Origin of the sequence: uncultured Tenacibaculum sp., assembly GCF_947499065.1 — a bacterium.
GTDB lineage: Bacteria > Bacteroidota > Bacteroidia > Flavobacteriales > Flavobacteriaceae > Polaribacter.
Genome location: NZ_CANMMT010000003.1, coordinates 379,511 through 395,756, shown reverse-complemented (window position 1 = coordinate 395,756; position 16,246 = coordinate 379,511). Strand labels below are relative to the sequence as shown.

General features: G+C 29.1%; 14 protein-coding genes and 3 tRNA genes. 3 read left to right on the top strand and 14 right to left on the bottom strand.

The features are described from left to right. Window positions 1-3: 3 nt before the first annotated feature. The 6 genes from Q0958_RS09510 to Q0958_RS09485 form a co-directional block, all read right to left on the bottom strand. Complete coding sequence (locus tag Q0958_RS09510; RefSeq protein ID WP_299122325.1) at window positions 4-1,446, bottom strand: hypothetical protein; 1,443 nt, start codon at window positions 1,444-1,446, stop codon at window positions 4-6. Continuing rightward, window positions 1,446-3,662 (bottom strand): sensor histidine kinase, encoded by a 2,217-nt coding sequence (locus tag Q0958_RS09505; protein ID WP_299122323.1) that lies wholly within the window; start codon window positions 3,660-3,662, stop codon window positions 1,446-1,448. Before Q0958_RS09505 ends, Q0958_RS09510 begins: the two co-directional genes overlap by 1 nt. Then, a complete protein-coding gene (locus tag Q0958_RS09500; RefSeq protein WP_299122320.1) occupies window positions 3,662-4,882 on the bottom strand; it encodes a DNA cytosine methyltransferase in 1,221 nt (406 codons plus the stop codon). Before Q0958_RS09500 ends, Q0958_RS09505 begins: the two co-directional genes overlap by 1 nt. A 338-nt stretch (window positions 4,883-5,220) precedes the next feature. Continuing rightward, entirely contained in the window at window positions 5,221-5,442 is a 222-nt protein-coding gene (locus tag Q0958_RS09495; protein ID WP_299122318.1) for a hypothetical protein, read from the bottom strand. Beyond that, window positions 5,426-6,337, bottom strand: a complete 912-nt coding sequence (locus Q0958_RS09490; protein WP_299122316.1) for a hypothetical protein — start codon at window positions 6,335-6,337, stop codon at window positions 5,426-5,428. The genes Q0958_RS09495 and Q0958_RS09490 overlap by 17 nt, the downstream gene beginning before the upstream one ends. A 12-nt stretch (window positions 6,338-6,349) precedes the next feature. After that, window positions 6,350-6,733, bottom strand: a complete 384-nt coding sequence (locus Q0958_RS09485; RefSeq protein ID WP_299122314.1) for a lipocalin family protein — start codon at window positions 6,731-6,733, stop codon at window positions 6,350-6,352. 112 nt (window positions 6,734-6,845) lie between these two features. On the opposite strand from Q0958_RS09485, the gene Q0958_RS09480 reads away from it, so the two are divergent. Beyond that, window positions 6,846-7,097 carry a helix-turn-helix transcriptional regulator gene (locus tag Q0958_RS09480; RefSeq protein ID WP_299122312.1) on the top strand — a complete coding sequence of 84 codons (252 nt, stop codon included), beginning with the start codon at window positions 6,846-6,848 and terminating at the stop codon, window positions 7,095-7,097. A 22-nt stretch (window positions 7,098-7,119) separates the two neighbouring features. Here Q0958_RS09480 and Q0958_RS09475 read toward each other — a convergent pair whose 3' ends face one another. From Q0958_RS09475 to Q0958_RS09450, 6 genes are all read right to left on the bottom strand, one after another. Then, on the bottom strand, window positions 7,120-8,592 hold the full coding sequence (locus Q0958_RS09475) for a hypothetical protein (protein WP_299122310.1): 1,473 nt from the start codon (window positions 8,590-8,592) through the stop codon (window positions 7,120-7,122). A 34-nt stretch (window positions 8,593-8,626) separates the two neighbouring features. Next, window positions 8,627-9,808, bottom strand: coding sequence for a site-specific integrase (locus Q0958_RS09470; RefSeq protein ID WP_299122308.1), 1,182 nt, complete (start codon window positions 9,806-9,808; stop codon window positions 8,627-8,629). A 184-nt stretch (window positions 9,809-9,992) separates the two neighbouring features. After that, window positions 9,993-10,066: transfer RNA gene (locus Q0958_RS09465), tRNA-Arg, on the bottom strand. Window positions 10,067-10,095: 29 nt separating this feature from the next. Continuing rightward, window positions 10,096-10,170: transfer RNA gene (locus Q0958_RS09460), tRNA-Pro, on the bottom strand. Window positions 10,171-10,184: 14 nt separating this feature from the next. After that, window positions 10,185-10,268 (bottom strand) — tRNA-Ser (locus tag Q0958_RS09455). A gap of 98 nt (window positions 10,269-10,366) precedes the next feature. Continuing rightward, window positions 10,367-12,415: an HDIG domain-containing metalloprotein gene (locus tag Q0958_RS09450; RefSeq protein ID WP_299122306.1), complete on the bottom strand. Its 2,049-nt coding sequence runs from the start codon at window positions 12,413-12,415 to the stop codon at window positions 10,367-10,369. 104 nt (window positions 12,416-12,519) lie between these two features. On the opposite strand from Q0958_RS09450, the gene Q0958_RS09445 reads away from it, so the two are divergent. Together Q0958_RS09445 and Q0958_RS09440 are read left to right on the top strand one after the other, a co-directional pair. After that, window positions 12,520-13,695: an acetyl-CoA C-acyltransferase gene (locus Q0958_RS09445; RefSeq protein ID WP_299122304.1), complete on the top strand. Its 1,176-nt coding sequence runs from the start codon at window positions 12,520-12,522 to the stop codon at window positions 13,693-13,695. Window positions 13,696-13,713: 18 nt separating this feature from the next. Further along, window positions 13,714-14,487: a C40 family peptidase gene (locus tag Q0958_RS09440; protein ID WP_299122302.1), complete on the top strand. Its 774-nt coding sequence runs from the start codon at window positions 13,714-13,716 to the stop codon at window positions 14,485-14,487. An 88-nt stretch (window positions 14,488-14,575) separates the two neighbouring features. On the opposite strand, the gene Q0958_RS09435 is transcribed toward Q0958_RS09440, so the two are convergent. Beyond that, a complete protein-coding gene (locus Q0958_RS09435; protein ID WP_272149810.1) occupies window positions 14,576-15,193 on the bottom strand; it encodes a thioredoxin family protein in 618 nt (205 codons plus the stop codon). Between the two features lie 26 nt (window positions 15,194-15,219). Next, the gene (gene hemE, locus Q0958_RS09430) at window positions 15,220-16,245 is read right to left on the bottom strand and encodes a uroporphyrinogen decarboxylase (RefSeq protein ID WP_150899746.1); all 1,026 of its coding nucleotides are present in this window, start codon (window positions 16,243-16,245) and stop codon (window positions 15,220-15,222) included. Window position 16,246 lies beyond the last annotated feature (1 nt).

Genomic DNA, 16,246 nt, shown 5'->3' with positions numbered 1-16,246 from the left:
ATTTTATAAATTTAGAACCCCTAGCCTAGAAACATGAGAAGCTAACTTAATCTGAATATCATTTACAAGATTTGTTCTTAAAGTAAATAAATAATCTTTCTTTTGGATTTCTTGTTGAGTGCTTGAAACCAAATATCTTAAATCCAAACCTAAAAATACGTCTTGACCATTGTAGTGAAAAACTGGTGTCTTAACAAAATATGCTAAATTATTTTGTGTTAAATTATAATACTCACTCGAAATCATATAACCAGTAACAATTCTGTGATACACTATTTTACCCTGTACAATATCACAAAGAGGAGAGAGATTTATTTCTATAATTGAAGCTGTTGAAAAAATACTAACTAAACAATAATCATCCTGTAGTTTCTTTAGCTCATCTGCTGGAATTACTCCTTTTATTTTACTCTCCTTTTTGTAAGCCTTAATGTACTCTTTACTAGCTTTAGAATTATCGAATGTATCGAAGAAAATTTGCTCAAAACCAGTAATATCTTGCGAAATACGATAAATGGACCCTGTTAAATCTATCTTATTGGGTTTAAAAATTAAAAGCTTGTTGTTGAGTAATGAAGAATTAACATCCCTCTTTATTTCTTTTATTTCGGAAATATCTTTGGCTTTCCATTGTTTAAACTCTTGTTGTCTCTCACTTAGTACATTCCTATCTACATCATCATTTAGAAGTTGAGTTAATGTCAATAAAACGGAATCTGTTCTATCTTGATTTTCTGTAAACTTTAAGTAACCTTCATCACCTGAATACGCTATAGACATAGCTGTTAGAATCTTAGCAAGATGTTCCTCCCTTTGATTTTCATCTGAAATATCATTTATTAATCCCATAATATCATCAATAGTATCTCCTGCTGATTGTGATATCACTTTATCCCACTCACAAAAGAGATTGAACGCTTCTAACTTTTCAAGCTGTTCATTGATTCTTTCCCTTAACTCTTGTTCTTTTTCTCCTAAAAAGGTATATGTTCCATCTTCTTGCTGTTTAAAAAAATCAGGTTTTGATAATGAAATTATTTTATAAGGAAGTTTAGATGTTTTATACTTTTCATCTTTATCAAAAATATTCAAGTAATGTTCTTTATATTCTTCCTCCTCATTACTCCAAATAACCAAAATAAAACTACGATTGCTATTTTTTAAAAGATTATTTAAAATCTGAGAATGAAGTCCCTTAAAAGTTTTTTGATTTCCCTCCGTAGTTAAACCGCCTGTGAACTGGAAATCAAGATTTAAGTCCATGAAGACTAGATTATAGTGTGCAGGCTTATTCCTATCAGGTAATGGGTAATCCGAATTAGGCTTACCTTGAGAATAAATAAAAGGTACATGTAGTCTTGTCAGAGAATCCAGTAAAGGTTTTGCTTCTTCATATTGATCGTCAATTACAATTGTTTTACCTGTTTTAAAATTTTCATGAATCATTAAGTAATTTTTTTTGGAAAAATCAAGCTAATAACCGCACCTTTTTTAAATTCTTCGGGAATTTGGTAATCCCCAAAATCAGGAATGTTTAATTTGCCTTTATGAGATAGCATTATCTCATTTGCAATATGAAGCCCAAGCCCCATACCTGTCTTTTTTCCTGTCACGAAAGGTTGAATTACTTCTTCTCGACTTAGTAAGAAGCCTGTGCCATTATCAGCTATTATTATATGAATATTTTTTTCTGTTTCTTCAATATTTATAAAAATCTTTTTCTGAGAAATAGACTTGTGTTCTTTTTTAGCAATCTCAAGCCAGTAAATTGAATTATCAATTAAGTTAATAATAATCCCTTCGATAAGCCCCTTTGATAAGTTTACATTACTAGTAGACTTCTCATACTCCTTTATAACTTCAACTTCATGAGCTTTTAATCTAAATTCTACAGAAAATAATGCGTCTTCTATAACATTTTTAACATCAATATAACCTCTACTGGATTTTTTAAAAATTTCCGCATACCCCTTGACTAGTTTGTTTAGTCTTTTAATTAGGTTAGTTATATTATCTGACCCTTCATTCTTAATAATATGTAGAAGCTCACCAATGATTTTCTCAATTTCATGAAGAACTATTCCTAAACTTAAACCTGCACTAGCACTTTTTATAAGTTGATTTTGAATAGTAGAATAACTTGATTCAATATCATTTATATATTTATTAAGAGCAATATTTAGTGGCTTATCATTTTTAACTTTTTCATTAACTAATGAACGTAATTTATTAATCGATGATATTACTGGCTCTTCACCTCCTTTGGGCCCATATAAATCTCTTAAAGCTTTAACATCAGATTTTCTAAAAATATCAATCACACTAACACTATGGTTAATTGCATCTCTGAAGTTTTTATAATTCTCATCTTCAATAAATCCTTGTCTATCTGTTTTTTCCTTTAAAGCCTTAGTACTTTCTCTATCAAGAAAAACGCCTCCAACAATTAAGTTATTACTAATACTTGATGAGAAGTTAACCCTTTTTAAATTTAACCCTAACCAATCATTTCCTGGCTCACCATAATTATAAACTCTAACAAAACTAGCTTCATTATCTTCATTTGGCTCAGTACCTCTATAAACCTTAATACCACTGTTTTCTGATAAATAAGATTTCAGTCCTTTTTTATCACTAACAGTATCCTTAATTACAAAAGCTTCAAGGTTAAATATATATCCTTTAAACTTGATAGTTCCTAGACCAGAAATATTTATTGATTCAGATTTTTTTGTATCTTCCAGAATAGTCTTATTAGCAGAAACGAGTTCATCTTCAAATGAAATCAAATTACCATTTTCATCTTCAAATTTTCCATATTTTACTATTCTCTTCTTTGCCTTTTCAAAAATAGCATGAGGCTCATATTCATAATGAAATTTAATAATCTCTTTACCTGATATTTCTATTTCAAATTGAATTATTGAATAATCCTTAACATCTTCCCAACTAATTATATCTTTTTTCCATTCTGGATTATCTAAAATATCAATTGTAGGTTTAAAGTTCTCATTGGTTTCTTCGAAAGGACTAGTAAATGAAGTTATCGTTCTTAAGATATTCCTAAACTTTCCACGAGTCCATTTTGTCTTTTCTTGAAAATCCGTAATAGCTATATAAGTTCCTTTAGTACCATTAAAAAAATGCACTGGAGTATCTTTTTCAATAACCTTAATAGGGACATCTTCTAAATATCCTCCTTTCTCAAACTCTCTCCAGTCAATATTTACATGAACTTCTTTTTCATTACTTTTCTTAGTAATTAATTCAATCTTATTTCCCAATTTATGTACACCTAATCTCCCTATACCTTTTTCTCCTATGGGAAGTCTACCTTTAGGTGTTGGTTGAGATTTTGCTATCAGTTTAGTTTTATAATCACTTGCCAATTCTAACCAAACGTTTAATACTAAATCCAAATTCATTCCGACACCATCATCCTCAATAATAATAATGCCTTCCTTTGGATCTGTTATTTTTTCCACCAAAACCTTAACCTCATCAGCATCAGCATCATATGAATTCTTGATTAACTCAAGAAAAGCTACATCCTCACTTTTTATTAACATATCTCCTAATTGAGGCAAAAGACGAGCTCTAGCTTTAAAAGGCTTTTCGATTACCTTATCTCCATTACTATTGTAGTTGACTATATTGCTCATTAAATTAGTTGTTGATATATTTTATTAGCAATTTCTTTTGCCATTAAAGGAGGTACGGCATTACCTATTTGTTTAAAAGCAGAAGTTCTACCTCCTTCAAAGAAAAAATTATCTGGAAAAGATTGGATACGCGCTGCTTCTCTAACAGATAAAGATCTTACCTGCTTTTTATTTGGGTAAATATAATGATGTCCATCTTTAGCTATATGAGCTACCATAGTATGTGAATGACCATTAGCATCAACTACCTTAAATCTATCTACAAAAGATTTTTGGTTTTTATGAGTCTTTAGTCTTTCTGGTAAATCAGGATATTTTAAACGTTCTCCTTTTTCAAACTTTTTAATAGCTATTTTATATATCTCTAAATCTCTATTATTATGTGGTCTAGCTACATGCTGAGTGACAAAATCTACTCCATTTCGTAGTTCAAAATGCGATAAATATTCAGTTGTGTCAGATTTATATTTTGTAATATTATTTTGCTCTCCATGTTTAAGTTTTTTTAAATCCACTAGTAAATCATTTACAATCCAATTATTAGTGATTTTTTCAAACTTCGGAAATTCAAAATCAATATTTTTTTGCCATCCAATTAAAATAATTCTTTTTCTTTTTTGTAAAACACCATAATCAGAAGAAGTTTCAATTGAATAATCTAATTCATAACCAATTCTTTTAAAATAAGCTTTCATGTTTTTAAAAAACTTCCCTTCATTTGCGGTTATTAATCCTATTACATTTTCAAATACAAATGCCTTGGGATTATATTCTTTTAAAAACTTAGCATATTCCTTGTATAAGTAATTTCTAGAATCATCTTTCATTCCATTTTTATCTCTAGCTCTTCCAATTAATGAATATGCTTGACATGGTGGACCTCCAACAACTAAATCAATTTCTCGGTTATTAGCAAGATTATTAATTTTATTAAAAATCTCTTTGTTATTATTACCTCCAATGGCTGTATTAATAACAGATTCTGAAATTCCTTTACTACCAAATTTTGACATGAAGTTTTCTCTAGAAATCTTTTCTAAAAGATAATCGTAATAATTATCTAATTTGTTTTCTTCTTTAAGCTTATGGTAAACTAGTCTTGTTTCTAGTGTTTTACACGCATTAGAGTCTATTTCTACATGAGCAATTGGGTTAAATCCTGCTTTAATAAAGCCTTCAGATAAGCCACCTGCTCCAGAAAATAAATCTATAAAGTTCATTAAAAATATTTTATAATACTCAAAAATATGTTTTTTAACTCAAAGTTCCTGGTACTTTTTCAATTATATTTACGAAAAATTATTGATAGTTAGATTCTTTTATCTTTTGAATTTTTATAGAAAGCTATCAAATTAAAGAATTGACACATTCGAGAACGGACAAGGCTTCTGTATCATTCTTCTAGTTCTTGTTTCAATTGAATATAACGAATTAAAGAAATTCTTACTTATTATTTTACTGTTTAATAATATTAATGAACATGAAATAACATAAAAAAAACTTGGCAAAATAACCTAAGCCAACTTACCAAGTTTTATTTCAAAAAATACTGCTTTGATTATTGTAATTTTAACTCATCAAAACAATTAAAGTGCGGTATATCTCTACTACAATATGTAATAGATTTATCCTTATTTTGTACCCATTCTGTTATTTTATAAGCGACTCCTTCATCATTATAATAAATAATGGTTTTAGTATAAATTTTTCTCTTTTCTGGACAAACGTGCCTTATTAGTTTAATTACGTCTCCAGAATTCAATCTAACATATTCTTCCATTTTTAACTTTAACTATCTTAAAATTATCTAGTATATAATATCCATTATTAGCAATGCCTCCAAGTAAAAAAAATACATCTCCAGAAGAATGTGAATTTTTGAATTTATGCCAATATTCAACTTGCTTTCCAAAAATTGTTTTCTGTTTTGAAATTGAATAAACCTTCACAACTTTATTATTCTCTATCTTGACTCCTTTTATTGCTCCTACTTTATAAAAGTCATTTTTTAATTTATTATCATGATTACTGACAAAGTCACCAGATGAAATATTCTTATACTTTTGAAGTATAGTTACTTTATTATTTTTGTCAAGTACATATTTCCCCTTGAAATAACGATTAGTTATCACACTATCATTTAAGACAATTAGTTGTTTTTCAGTTTCTAATTCTTTTAACTCTGTTTGTTTATTATTTATTAAAACCTTTTTTCCTTCAATGTTGAACTTTGAATTACCATCAATAATCTCTACAATGGTATTATCCATTAGTTTTAGTTCTTTAATATTAAGAGCTTTTTTTCGATGGTTAGCAATTAAGGTAATAAAGTCTTCTTTGTTGAGTTTATTCTCATTAAAAAAAACAAATGTTTCAGTATTAGTAGAATCTCTCTCTAATACCAAAACATCTTTTTCAAAATAACTATTATTAAACAATAGTTTTTCACTCCCTATCCTAACTATTAAATAACCATTTACAAACTCATAAGTACCATCTGATATAGTCCCGTTTACAGAAACACTTAACTGATTAGCCCTTTTAAAGAACCATTTTTTATGAATTCTTGCATTATCAAATTGAACCCAAGTTTTATTAATTATTTTTGTAATATCTTTTATTTCAGCATTACTCTCTTTTAATTTTTGAAAATAATATTTTAGAAAGGCTAGCATAACTATAGTTTATTATTTAGAGTATTTAAGAACTCTAATTATCTGTTGACTACTAGACTGACTGATGTGATTTACTGTTAAAGTATTTCCAGAAACAATAGCATTTGCTTTATCTGTTGCTCCTGTAAATTCAATTTTGTATTCTGAATCGTTTATTTCAGAAAAACTACCAGAAATTGAATTCATATCACAATCAGCTTCATAGTGAGTACCACTAATAGTATTATTTGAATTAAAAATAAGAGTCGATTTTTTCATACATTCTGGAAGTGAAATTAGGTCTGAGTGACTAATTAGTTTCCATGTTCCAGTAATTGAATTAGTATCTATCTCATCATCTGATGAGCATGAAGTGAATACTGTAATTGCTAATACTATTAATAAAAGGGGCTTCATAATTGATTGGTTAATGTTTATTTTCATAATTGTTTTTATTTTAAGTTCAAATATACAAAATGTAGCTATTTAAGGTTACAATATATTACTTACCATATAAGACTTTTACTACATGGTAGAATTGTCTGAAAAAAAATTGGATGAATTAAAAAATTCAATTCCAGTTAAAATTGGTGAAAGAGTTAGGTTTTTAAGGAAGCAAAAAGGATTAACTCAAACTGAATTAGCAGAGTTAGTAGGTAAGGACAGACAGTACTTGTATAAAATTGAAAAAGCTGTTGTTACACCAAATGTTGTAACTATTTCTACACTGGCTATTGCTATGGAAATCCCATTAAAAGAGTTTTTTGATATTAAACTTTAATACACAATTATTTACATTACTTTTATTGTTTAAATCTATTTCTTAAACCAAGTATCGTAAAAGTTAGTATTATTACACTAAATAGTTTTTGGATAAATTTAGGGCCCCAAGGTTGTTCTAAATTTGTTTTTACAAAGGGGAATGAATTTGAGATGCTTTTTTCTAAAGCTTCTGAATAATTATGAACACCTAAGGCATCTACTTCAGTAAACAAATAACATATTGGAAAAAAAAGTAAAGTAGAAAATAAAAATATTGATAACGGTCTTACATAGTTTTGAGTATAGCTTCCAAATAATTTATAAAATTGAAAAACCAACCACTCCAAGCTATATTTTGAAAAATATCTTAATTTATTTTCATCTATATGATAACCTATTTTTTTTAAAACCATCTCCATTTCACTAATATATGCCAAACTTGCCATGTGCCAATTTTCATCTTTCCTAAATATTCTTTTTAATTGACGGTACTGCCTCTCTAGTTGTTTTGCAGATTTGATATAATCCTCTGCTATAATCAATCTATTGGTAATGTGCCAATCACAATCTAAAAATTTTAATTTTTCAATATTTGAATTACCAAAATGAAAATTTTTTAAATTAATTGAATGAAATGTTAATAAACCCAATACCAAACTTTCCTCTAACCTTACATCAGGTTTAAAAACATACTGTTTCTTATATAAAAAATAATTTCTAAAAACATTTATTAAACTATCTCTATTACTTTTAAACTCATCTCCTGTTAGTTTTTTTTCTAAAAATTCAGAAAAATCGTTATCATTAAATCTAGCAAAGAATGAACCTAAAAATTTATTATTTTGTTTATCCTCTAAATGTTTTTCATAAATTTTATAAAATCTTTCAACAATTAAATAATTTTCAAAACTATATAAAGAATCATCAATACTTTTTAAATCTTTTATTAGACTTTCTTTTTTAGAGTTGAAAATTATTTTTTTTAATATTAATGAATTTTTAATAGACAAAGAATTAAAATTAAACCTTTCAATAATTTGGGTATTATTTAATACAATACTCTCAAAAAACAATCCTCCTTCAATTAAAAAAGTATTTATTTCTGAATCAATTAAATTTAAATTTCCTGATAATACAATAGACTTAATATCCAAAAAATCTATCTCGCATGACATAAAAAACACATTACTTTCTAAAACACAATCAATCAAAGAAAACTGTTCTATCTTCAACCCTTCAATAACAAAATCATCTAAAAAAGTACATTTAGAAAAGACAATATTATCTAAACTAATTGTAGATAATAAAACTTTTAAATCATCTCTGTTAAATCTTGGAATAATAATATTATTAATTTCATTATCAGATAACTCAATTAACCTATGAAAATGTAGCCAATAGTTCTCAATAAAGTTATCTTCCCAAACTTTTATATGATTATCATCCAAATAATAATTTTTAGAAAGGTCTGAACTATAAAAATCTAATATTTGTACATCAGAAAGTTTTTCCATCTTTAGCTTTTTTTGAAATATAAATATAATAAGGCTACCTCAATTTATCTATCTCCTTACTAACTTTAATTTGAACTATTTTACCATAATGAGCTTGTGTAATATTCATATTAGAATGTCCCAACAGTTCTGAGACTATTTCCATTGGAACACCATTATAAAGTAGTACAGTAGTTGCAAATGTTTTTCTAGCTATATGATGCGTTAATTTCTTTTCTATCCCTAAAACATGAGCTATTTCTATTAAATATGAATTAAACTTCTGATTAGATATTTTAGGCAATTCATTATTATACTTTTCTAAAATAGCTTTTGCTTTAGGCAATAAAGGAACTGAAATTTTACCATTAGTTTTTTGTCTATACATTTCAATCCATTCATTACCATCAAACCCTATTTTAATGTGATTAGAAGTTAAACTAGACATCTCTTGATATGCTAATCCTGTATAGCAACAAAACACGAATAAATCTTTTACTTTCTGTAATCTTAATTGATTAAAATTATGTTTTTCAAGCTTATCTAATTCTTCAACTGACAGATAAATAATTTTAGTTTTGTGCTTCTTATTCTTGTATAAATTAAAGGGGTCTCGCTGTAAATAATTTTCAGCAATAGCAAAGCTTATTATCTTTTTTACTCTCTGCATACTTCTGTAAATAGTAGCTTGTTTTAAATTTAATTCAGTTTTAAAATAATACTCTAAATCCTTGATAAATTTTAAATCCAAGTCTTTCAACTTAACATCTTTCTTTTTATAAAACTTAGTAATAAACCCCGCTACCTTTCTTCTACTCTCAACATACCTACTCCAAGACAACTCATTAAAATCAACGCCTATTAGTTTTTTAGTTTTCTCATTATGCAAATCATAAGCTCCCAATATGGTTATTTCTGTTTTAACATCTTCTCCTTTATACTTCCTATAAATATCATCTACATCGAAATTTTCTGACGAAATTTGAAGCAATAAAAAAGCCTCATTAATCTTCTGACTAATAAGGCTCAAATGCGTATTGATAATATTGTTTTGTTTATTGGGAGGTTTAGCTAACTGTTGTTTACTATTCCAATAATCAGGATTTATAAAAAGTCCTGTAGAAAATATTTTTCTCGTTTTAGAATATGTAATTCTACACCTCACAGGACAAAGTCCTTTTTTATTCATTTTTACCTTATTGAGTAAAAACAAAATTGATATTTTATAATCGTTCATAATTTTAAAAATTAAAGGGTGTACCTTAAGTAAAAATGGTGTACCCAAAGGTGTACCTGAAAAAGCACACTTTAATTAAATTGTAAGTTTATTGAAATATTCAAAAAGACTATTAAAACAAGCTGTAATTACTACTAAACCTGCAAAAACAAAAAAGCCTCACTAATTAAAGTGAAGCTTTATGTGAGCCCGATAGGATTCGAACCTATGACCGCCTCCTTAGAAGGGAGGTGCTCTATCCAGCTGAGCTACGAGCCCGTAGTTTTTATGTTTCTACGAAAACAGTGTCGGGGTGGCAGGATTCGAACCTGCGACCTCCGCGTCCCAAACGCGGCGCGATAACCGGGCTACGCTACACCCCGATTGCAATTCTTAGCGGAGAGACAGGGACTCGAACCCTGGCGACGGTTTCCCGTCGACAGATTAGCAATCTGCTGCATTACCACTCTGCCACCTCTCCGGGACATTCAAAGCGTTTAAAACTTTGAATTAAAAATTGCGAGTGCAAATATATAACCGATTAAACATTCCTGCAAGTTTTTTTGAAGAAAAAAATCATTAATCTGGATACTCAACACGTAAGTGATAGATATTCATTAACTTATTCTTAATAATTTTTTTTATTTTTTCTATTTCTCTAAACGTAATATCCGAATTTCGGAACTGATTATCGTTTTTTTGCTTGTTTATAATCTTATCGATTAATTCATCGATTGATTGTGCTGTTGGATTTTTCAAACTCTTTGAAGCTGCTTCTGCTGCATCACACATCATTAAAATTGCCGTTTCTTTAGAAAAAGGAATTGGTCCTTGATATTGGAAATTCTTTTTATCTATTTCTTCGTCTGGATTATTTTCCTGCTCTTTTTTATAAAAGTAATAAGTTACACTTGTTCCATGATGCGTTCTTATAAAATCGATAATTCTATCTGGTAACTTATTCTTCTTGGCTATTTCAATTCCGTTAATTACATGATCTAAAATAATTCGAGCACTATCTTTAGGTAACAAATCGTTATGCGGATTAACTCCTGTTGATTGGTTTTCGGTAAAATACATAGGTTGTACCATCTTCCCTATATCATGATACAAAGCTCCCGTTCTTACTAACATTGAGTTCGCCCCTATTTCATTTGCTGCTGCTTCAGCCAAATTAGCTACTTGCATAGAATGTTGGAATGTTCCTGGCGCTTTTTCATTTAAATCTCTTAAAAGCTTCGAATTTGTATTTGATAACTCTAATAACGTAACATCAGAAACCAACCCAAATAATTTTTCATAAAAGTAGATAAAGAAAACTGCTAAAAATGATAATAATCCATTTGCTGCAAACAATCCAAAGTACAACCAATTAATTTTATCTGCATTTCCTTCTTTAAGTATTGAAAATGCAAAATAAGTAATCATATAAATCAGTGTAATTTGTCCTATTGAGACAAATAAACTAGCTCTCTTATACAATTCAGAAACCGTTAAAATAGTTACAATCCCTGCAATGATGTGTAAATAAATAAATTCGAAACTATTGGGTACAATAAACCCTAATAATAATACTGTTAGCACATGAGTAAACAATCCTAATCGTGCATCAAAAAAAGCTTTTAAAACAATTGGTAAAATACTTAGAGGCACAACGTATAAATATTCTGAATTGTACTTAACAACCATTGTTTGTACAAAAATCATTAAGAAAATATTGAAGAATATGAAAGTTACTTTATTATTGTTTTTATAAATCTCTAGTCGGTATTTCTCTAAGAAAAGTAATAACATTAACAAAGCCAGTGATACTAAAATTGTATACCCAAAAACAATCCAGTTATAATTCGATTCTGTCCAAATTTGAGAGCTAGAAGCTAGCTCATATGATTTTAATACATTAAACTTTTTTCCTTCAACAATATCACCTTTTAAAATAATTAACTCTCCTTTCGACACTTTACCTTTAGCTAATGAAATACTATTTAAAGCCTCTTGTAGCTCTCTTTCGCTATATTTCACATCGTAACTTACATTTGACCTTAAAGTCTCTGATATGTATCTTAAAATTAGTTGTTGTTGATTTACATTTAAATCTTTTACTTTCTGATTAACATAACTTAAAACTTCATTGGATTGAATCAATCTAGAAAAAGGTATGTCCTCTATAGAATTTCCTTTTCTTAAAATAACAACATCACTTTTATTAGCTTTTGCATTACTAATTGCATCTAATAAACCATATCTGTATATAGAATTAATAATACTTTTTCCTATTTTTTTCAGAAACTGAACTTCTTTAATTGATAAAGAATCTGATGGTATAATTTTACCTTCAAATTCTTCCAATACTTTTGTTTTAATACCAGTATCTACAACAAAATATTTTTTTGAATTGGCTTCAATATTCTTTACCTCTTCTTCTTTTTCTTTTTCCGTTTTTTGAATTGCAAAATCAAAGGGTGAATATAAATTATCATACTGCCATGGCTTACCTTGAGGAAAATCGTATTTAAACTGCCCTCCCTTAGGAAATAAGTAAACAATTGCTGTAACGGTTATTAAGAATAATAATACTTTATAAATTATTGCATTGTTCTTATACAATTTATTGATAAAATCGTTCATTTTTAGCTTTTAAAAATGTAAATATAACCTTTCTCTATTATTTGAGTACTTGTTATAAAATGGTTATTTTCGCAGAACTAATCTTAATACAACATACTCAATATATGAAAGAAGTAGTTATCGTATCGGTTGCAAGAACTCCAATAGGTAGTTTTTTAGGAACTTTATCAACTACACCAGCTCCAAAATTAGGAGCGGTAGCAATTAAAGGAGCTTTAGATAAAATAAATTTAAAACCAGAAATGGTTGAGGAAGTTTTTATGGGAAATGTAGTTTCTGCTGGTTTAGGTCAAGCACCTGCACGACAAGCAGCTATTTTTGCTGGAATTCCTGATACTGTTCCTTGTACCACAGTTAACAAAGTTTGTTCTTCTGGTATGAAATCTATTATGTTAGCGGCACAAACAATCGCTTTAGGTGATGCTGAAATTGTTATTGCTGGTGGTATGGAAAACATGAGTATGATACCTCATTATCAACACGCTCGTAGTGCTACTAAATTTGGTCCTGTAAAAATGGAGGATGGTATGCAAAAAGATGGTTTAGTTGATGCATATGAGCAAGTAGCAATGGGTGTATGTGCTGATGAATGTGCTACTGAGTATGAATTTTCTAGAGAAGATCAAGATGCTTTCGCTATTGAATCATACAACCGTTCTGCTAAAGCTTGGAGCGAAGGTAAATTTGCAGATGAAGTTGTTCCTGTAGAGATTCCTCAACGTAGAGGAGAACCAATTATTTTCTCTGAAGACGAGGAGTACAAAAACGTAAAAATGGAAAAAATTCCAGCTTTACGTGCTGCTTTTACGAAAGAAGGAACAGTAACAGCTGCTAATGCTTCAACAATTAATGATGGTGGAGCTGCTTTAGTATTAATGTCTGCAGAAAAAGCTGCTGAATTAGGGTTAACTCCTTTAGCAAAAATTAAAGGATATGCTGATGCTGCTCATGAGCCTAAATGGTTTACTACTGCACCTGCAAAAGCATTACCTAAAGCTTTAGCTAAAGCTGGAGTTTCTATTGATGATGTAGACTATTTTGAGCTTAACGAAGCATTTTCTGTAGTAGGATTAGCTAATATGAAAATTTTAGGATTATCTGCAGATAAAGTAAATGTAAACGGAGGAGCTGTATCATTAGGTCATCCTTTAGGTGTTTCTGGAGCTAGAATTATAATTGCTTTAACATCTATATTAAAACAAAACAACGCTAAAATTGGTGCTGCTGGTATATGTAACGGTGGTGGTGGTGCTAGTGCAATGGTAATTGAAAGAGTATAATTTTAATAAAAGCTGTTAATGTCTTTCGGAATTTGTAATTTAAGTGTTGTTCCTCTTCGACTAGAGCCTGCTGATGTTTCAGAAATGGTGAATCAGGTTGTTTTTGGTGAACATTTTGAAGTTTTAGAAAAAACTAAAAAGTGGAGTAAAATTCGTTTAGCCTTTGATGATTATGAAGGCTATATCGATAACAAACAATACGAAGAAATTTCTAATGAAGACTACAGTCTATTATGCCAAGAAAAAAAGCATTTTGCAGGTGAATTAATAGACTTTATTACTGATGATAGTCATAACTTAACTACCATACCAATGGGAGCTAGACTTCCTTTGTTTAATAACAACAAAATAACCATTAATGCTACTTCCTATTTTTATGAAGGGAAGGTATGTAATAAACAATTAACAAAAGCTGCTATTATAGAAACAGCATATTTGTTTTTAAATGTTCCGTATTTATGGGGAGGTAAATCTCCTTTTGGAATTGATTGTTCTGGTTTTACACAAACAGTATATAAATTATGTGGTTATAATCTTTTACGTGATGCTAAACAACAAGCAACACAAGGAGACGTATTAAGTTTTATTGAAGAAAGTGAACCTGGAGACCTTGCCTTTTTTGATAACGAAGAAGGTATTATTACGCATGTTGGTATTATTATGAACGATTATAATATTATCCACGCTCATGGTAAAGTTCGTATAGACAAATTAGATCACAGTGGTATTTATAATGTAGATACTCATCAACATACACATAAACTTAGAGTAATAAAGAGATTAATCGATTAATCTCTTTATTGTAAATAATATAATATTAAACATAAAAAACTCTTTCTTTACAGAAAGAGTTTTTTATTACTATTATTTTAAATAACTTTTATTTAATTACTGGTTTAATAAAAGCTTCTAATTCTTCTTCGTTGGCTGCATTTACTTCATCCCACCCCATATCTTTGGTTGGAGATAATGCACCTCTTTTAAAGTCTAAAATTCTTTTCTTATCTGTAATTAGGTATGCAGATGGATAATCTAATTTATGAATGAATCCAGCAACTCTAATACTTGATCTATCAGCTAATTTTTCTTTAGAAGGCACTAAGAAAATTCTCTTATCTAATTTTTTTGCCATCCTTTTTACTCCATCTTCTTTATCCCAAAAAAGCATGATAAATTCAACTTTATCACTGTACTTTTCTACTAACTTATTTAAAGCTGGTATTTCTCCCCAACAAGGAGCACACCAAGTAGCTGCTGTTAATAATACGATTGGTTTTTTTATTGCATCTGTACTAATTGTTTTTCCATCGATAGAAGTAAAATCATAGTTAGAAATGTACTTATCTCTTATACAATTGTACACAATATCGTCTAACAACGCAGCATCATTGCTTGAAGTTGCAATACAATCGTCTACGATATCTTTATAATAAATCTTCTTTTGTGCAAAAGTATTCGAGACAGCTATCAACGCTAAAACCAGTAATAATCTCTTCATTTTTAATAATTTAAGGGGATTAAATTTTAAATATTATACTCCTTTACCGCATCAATAAATGCCTTTGCATTATCTAGCGGAATATTAGGTAAAATTCCGTGCCCCAAGTTAACAATATATTTGTCTTTACCAAACTCATTTATCATTTGGTGTACCATTTTTTTAATTTCTGCAGGTGGAGATAATAATCTAGATGGATCAAAATTACCTTGTAATGTAATATTTCCTCCTGATAAATAACGTGCATTTCTTGCTGAACATGTCCAATCAACTCCTAATGCTGATGCATTTGATTTCGCCATTTCTCCTAATGCAAACCAACATCCTTTTCCGAAAGCGATTACTGGAGCATCATCTTTTAATGCCTCAATTATTTGATTAATGTATTGCCATGAAAATTCTTGATAATCTGTTGGAGATAACATTCCTCCCCAAGAATCAAAAACCTGAACAGCATTTACACCTGCTTGTACCTTAGCTTTTAAATAAGCAATTGTGGTATCTGTTATCTTCTGTAGCAATTGGTGTGCCAAAATTGGTTGCGTATAACAAAACTCCTTTGCTTTATCAAAATTCTTAGACCCCTGACCTTGCACTACATAACACAAAATAGTCCATGGAGAACCTGCAAAACCTATTAAAGGAATTTCGTCATTTAATTTTTCTTTGGTTGCCTTAATTGCATCCATAACGTATCCTAATTCTTCATGAACATCTGGAATTATTACGCTATCTAAACCTTTTTTATCTCTTACTGGATTTGGTAAATAAGGCCCAAAATCTGGCTTCATTTCTACTTCAATATTCATTGCTTGTGGTATTACCAAAATATCTGAGAATAAAATCGCAGCATCCATTCCATATCTACGAATTGGTTGTACTGTAATCTCTGATGCTAGTTCTGGAGTTCTACAGCGTGTAAAGAAATCATACTTTTTTCTAATTTCCATAAACTCTGGTAAATATCTTCCTGCTTGACGCATCATCCATACTGGTGGACGATCAACAGTTTCTCCTTTTAAGGCTCTTAAAAATAAATCGTTTTTTATCATT

Coding starts and splice junctions, on each gene's coding strand:
- hemE (WP_150899746.1), bottom strand. CDS start 16,245: ATGATAAAAAACGATTTATTTTTAAGAGCCTTAAAAGGAGAAACTGTT.
- Q0958_RS09475 (WP_299122310.1), bottom strand. CDS start 8,592: ATGGAAAAACTTTCTGATGTACAAATATTAGATTTTTATAGTTCAGAC.
- Q0958_RS09500 (WP_299122320.1), bottom strand. CDS start 4,882: ATGAACTTTATAGATTTATTTTCTGGAGCAGGTGGCTTATCTGAAGGC.
- Q0958_RS09490 (WP_299122316.1), bottom strand. CDS start 6,337: ATGCTAGCCTTTCTAAAATATTATTTTCAAAAATTAAAAGAGAGTAAT.
- Q0958_RS09450 (WP_299122306.1), bottom strand. CDS start 12,415: ATGAACGATTTTATCAATAAATTGTATAAGAACAATGCAATAATTTAT.
- Q0958_RS09445 (WP_299122304.1), top strand. CDS start 12,520: ATGAAAGAAGTAGTTATCGTATCGGTTGCAAGAACTCCAATAGGTAGT.
- Q0958_RS09495 (WP_299122318.1), bottom strand. CDS start 5,442: ATGGAAGAATATGTTAGATTGAATTCTGGAGACGTAATTAAACTAATA.
- Q0958_RS09485 (WP_299122314.1), bottom strand. CDS start 6,733: ATGAAGCCCCTTTTATTAATAGTATTAGCAATTACAGTATTCACTTCA.
- Q0958_RS09435 (WP_272149810.1), bottom strand. CDS start 15,193: ATGAAGAGATTATTACTGGTTTTAGCGTTGATAGCTGTCTCGAATACT.
- Q0958_RS09470 (WP_299122308.1), bottom strand. CDS start 9,808: ATGAACGATTATAAAATATCAATTTTGTTTTTACTCAATAAGGTAAAA.
- Q0958_RS09505 (WP_299122323.1), bottom strand. CDS start 3,662: ATGAGCAATATAGTCAACTACAATAGTAATGGAGATAAGGTAATCGAA.
- Q0958_RS09440 (WP_299122302.1), top strand. CDS start 13,714: ATGTCTTTCGGAATTTGTAATTTAAGTGTTGTTCCTCTTCGACTAGAG.
- Q0958_RS09510 (WP_299122325.1), bottom strand. CDS start 1,446: ATGATTCATGAAAATTTTAAAACAGGTAAAACAATTGTAATTGACGAT.
- Q0958_RS09480 (WP_299122312.1), top strand. CDS start 6,846: ATGGTAGAATTGTCTGAAAAAAAATTGGATGAATTAAAAAATTCAATT.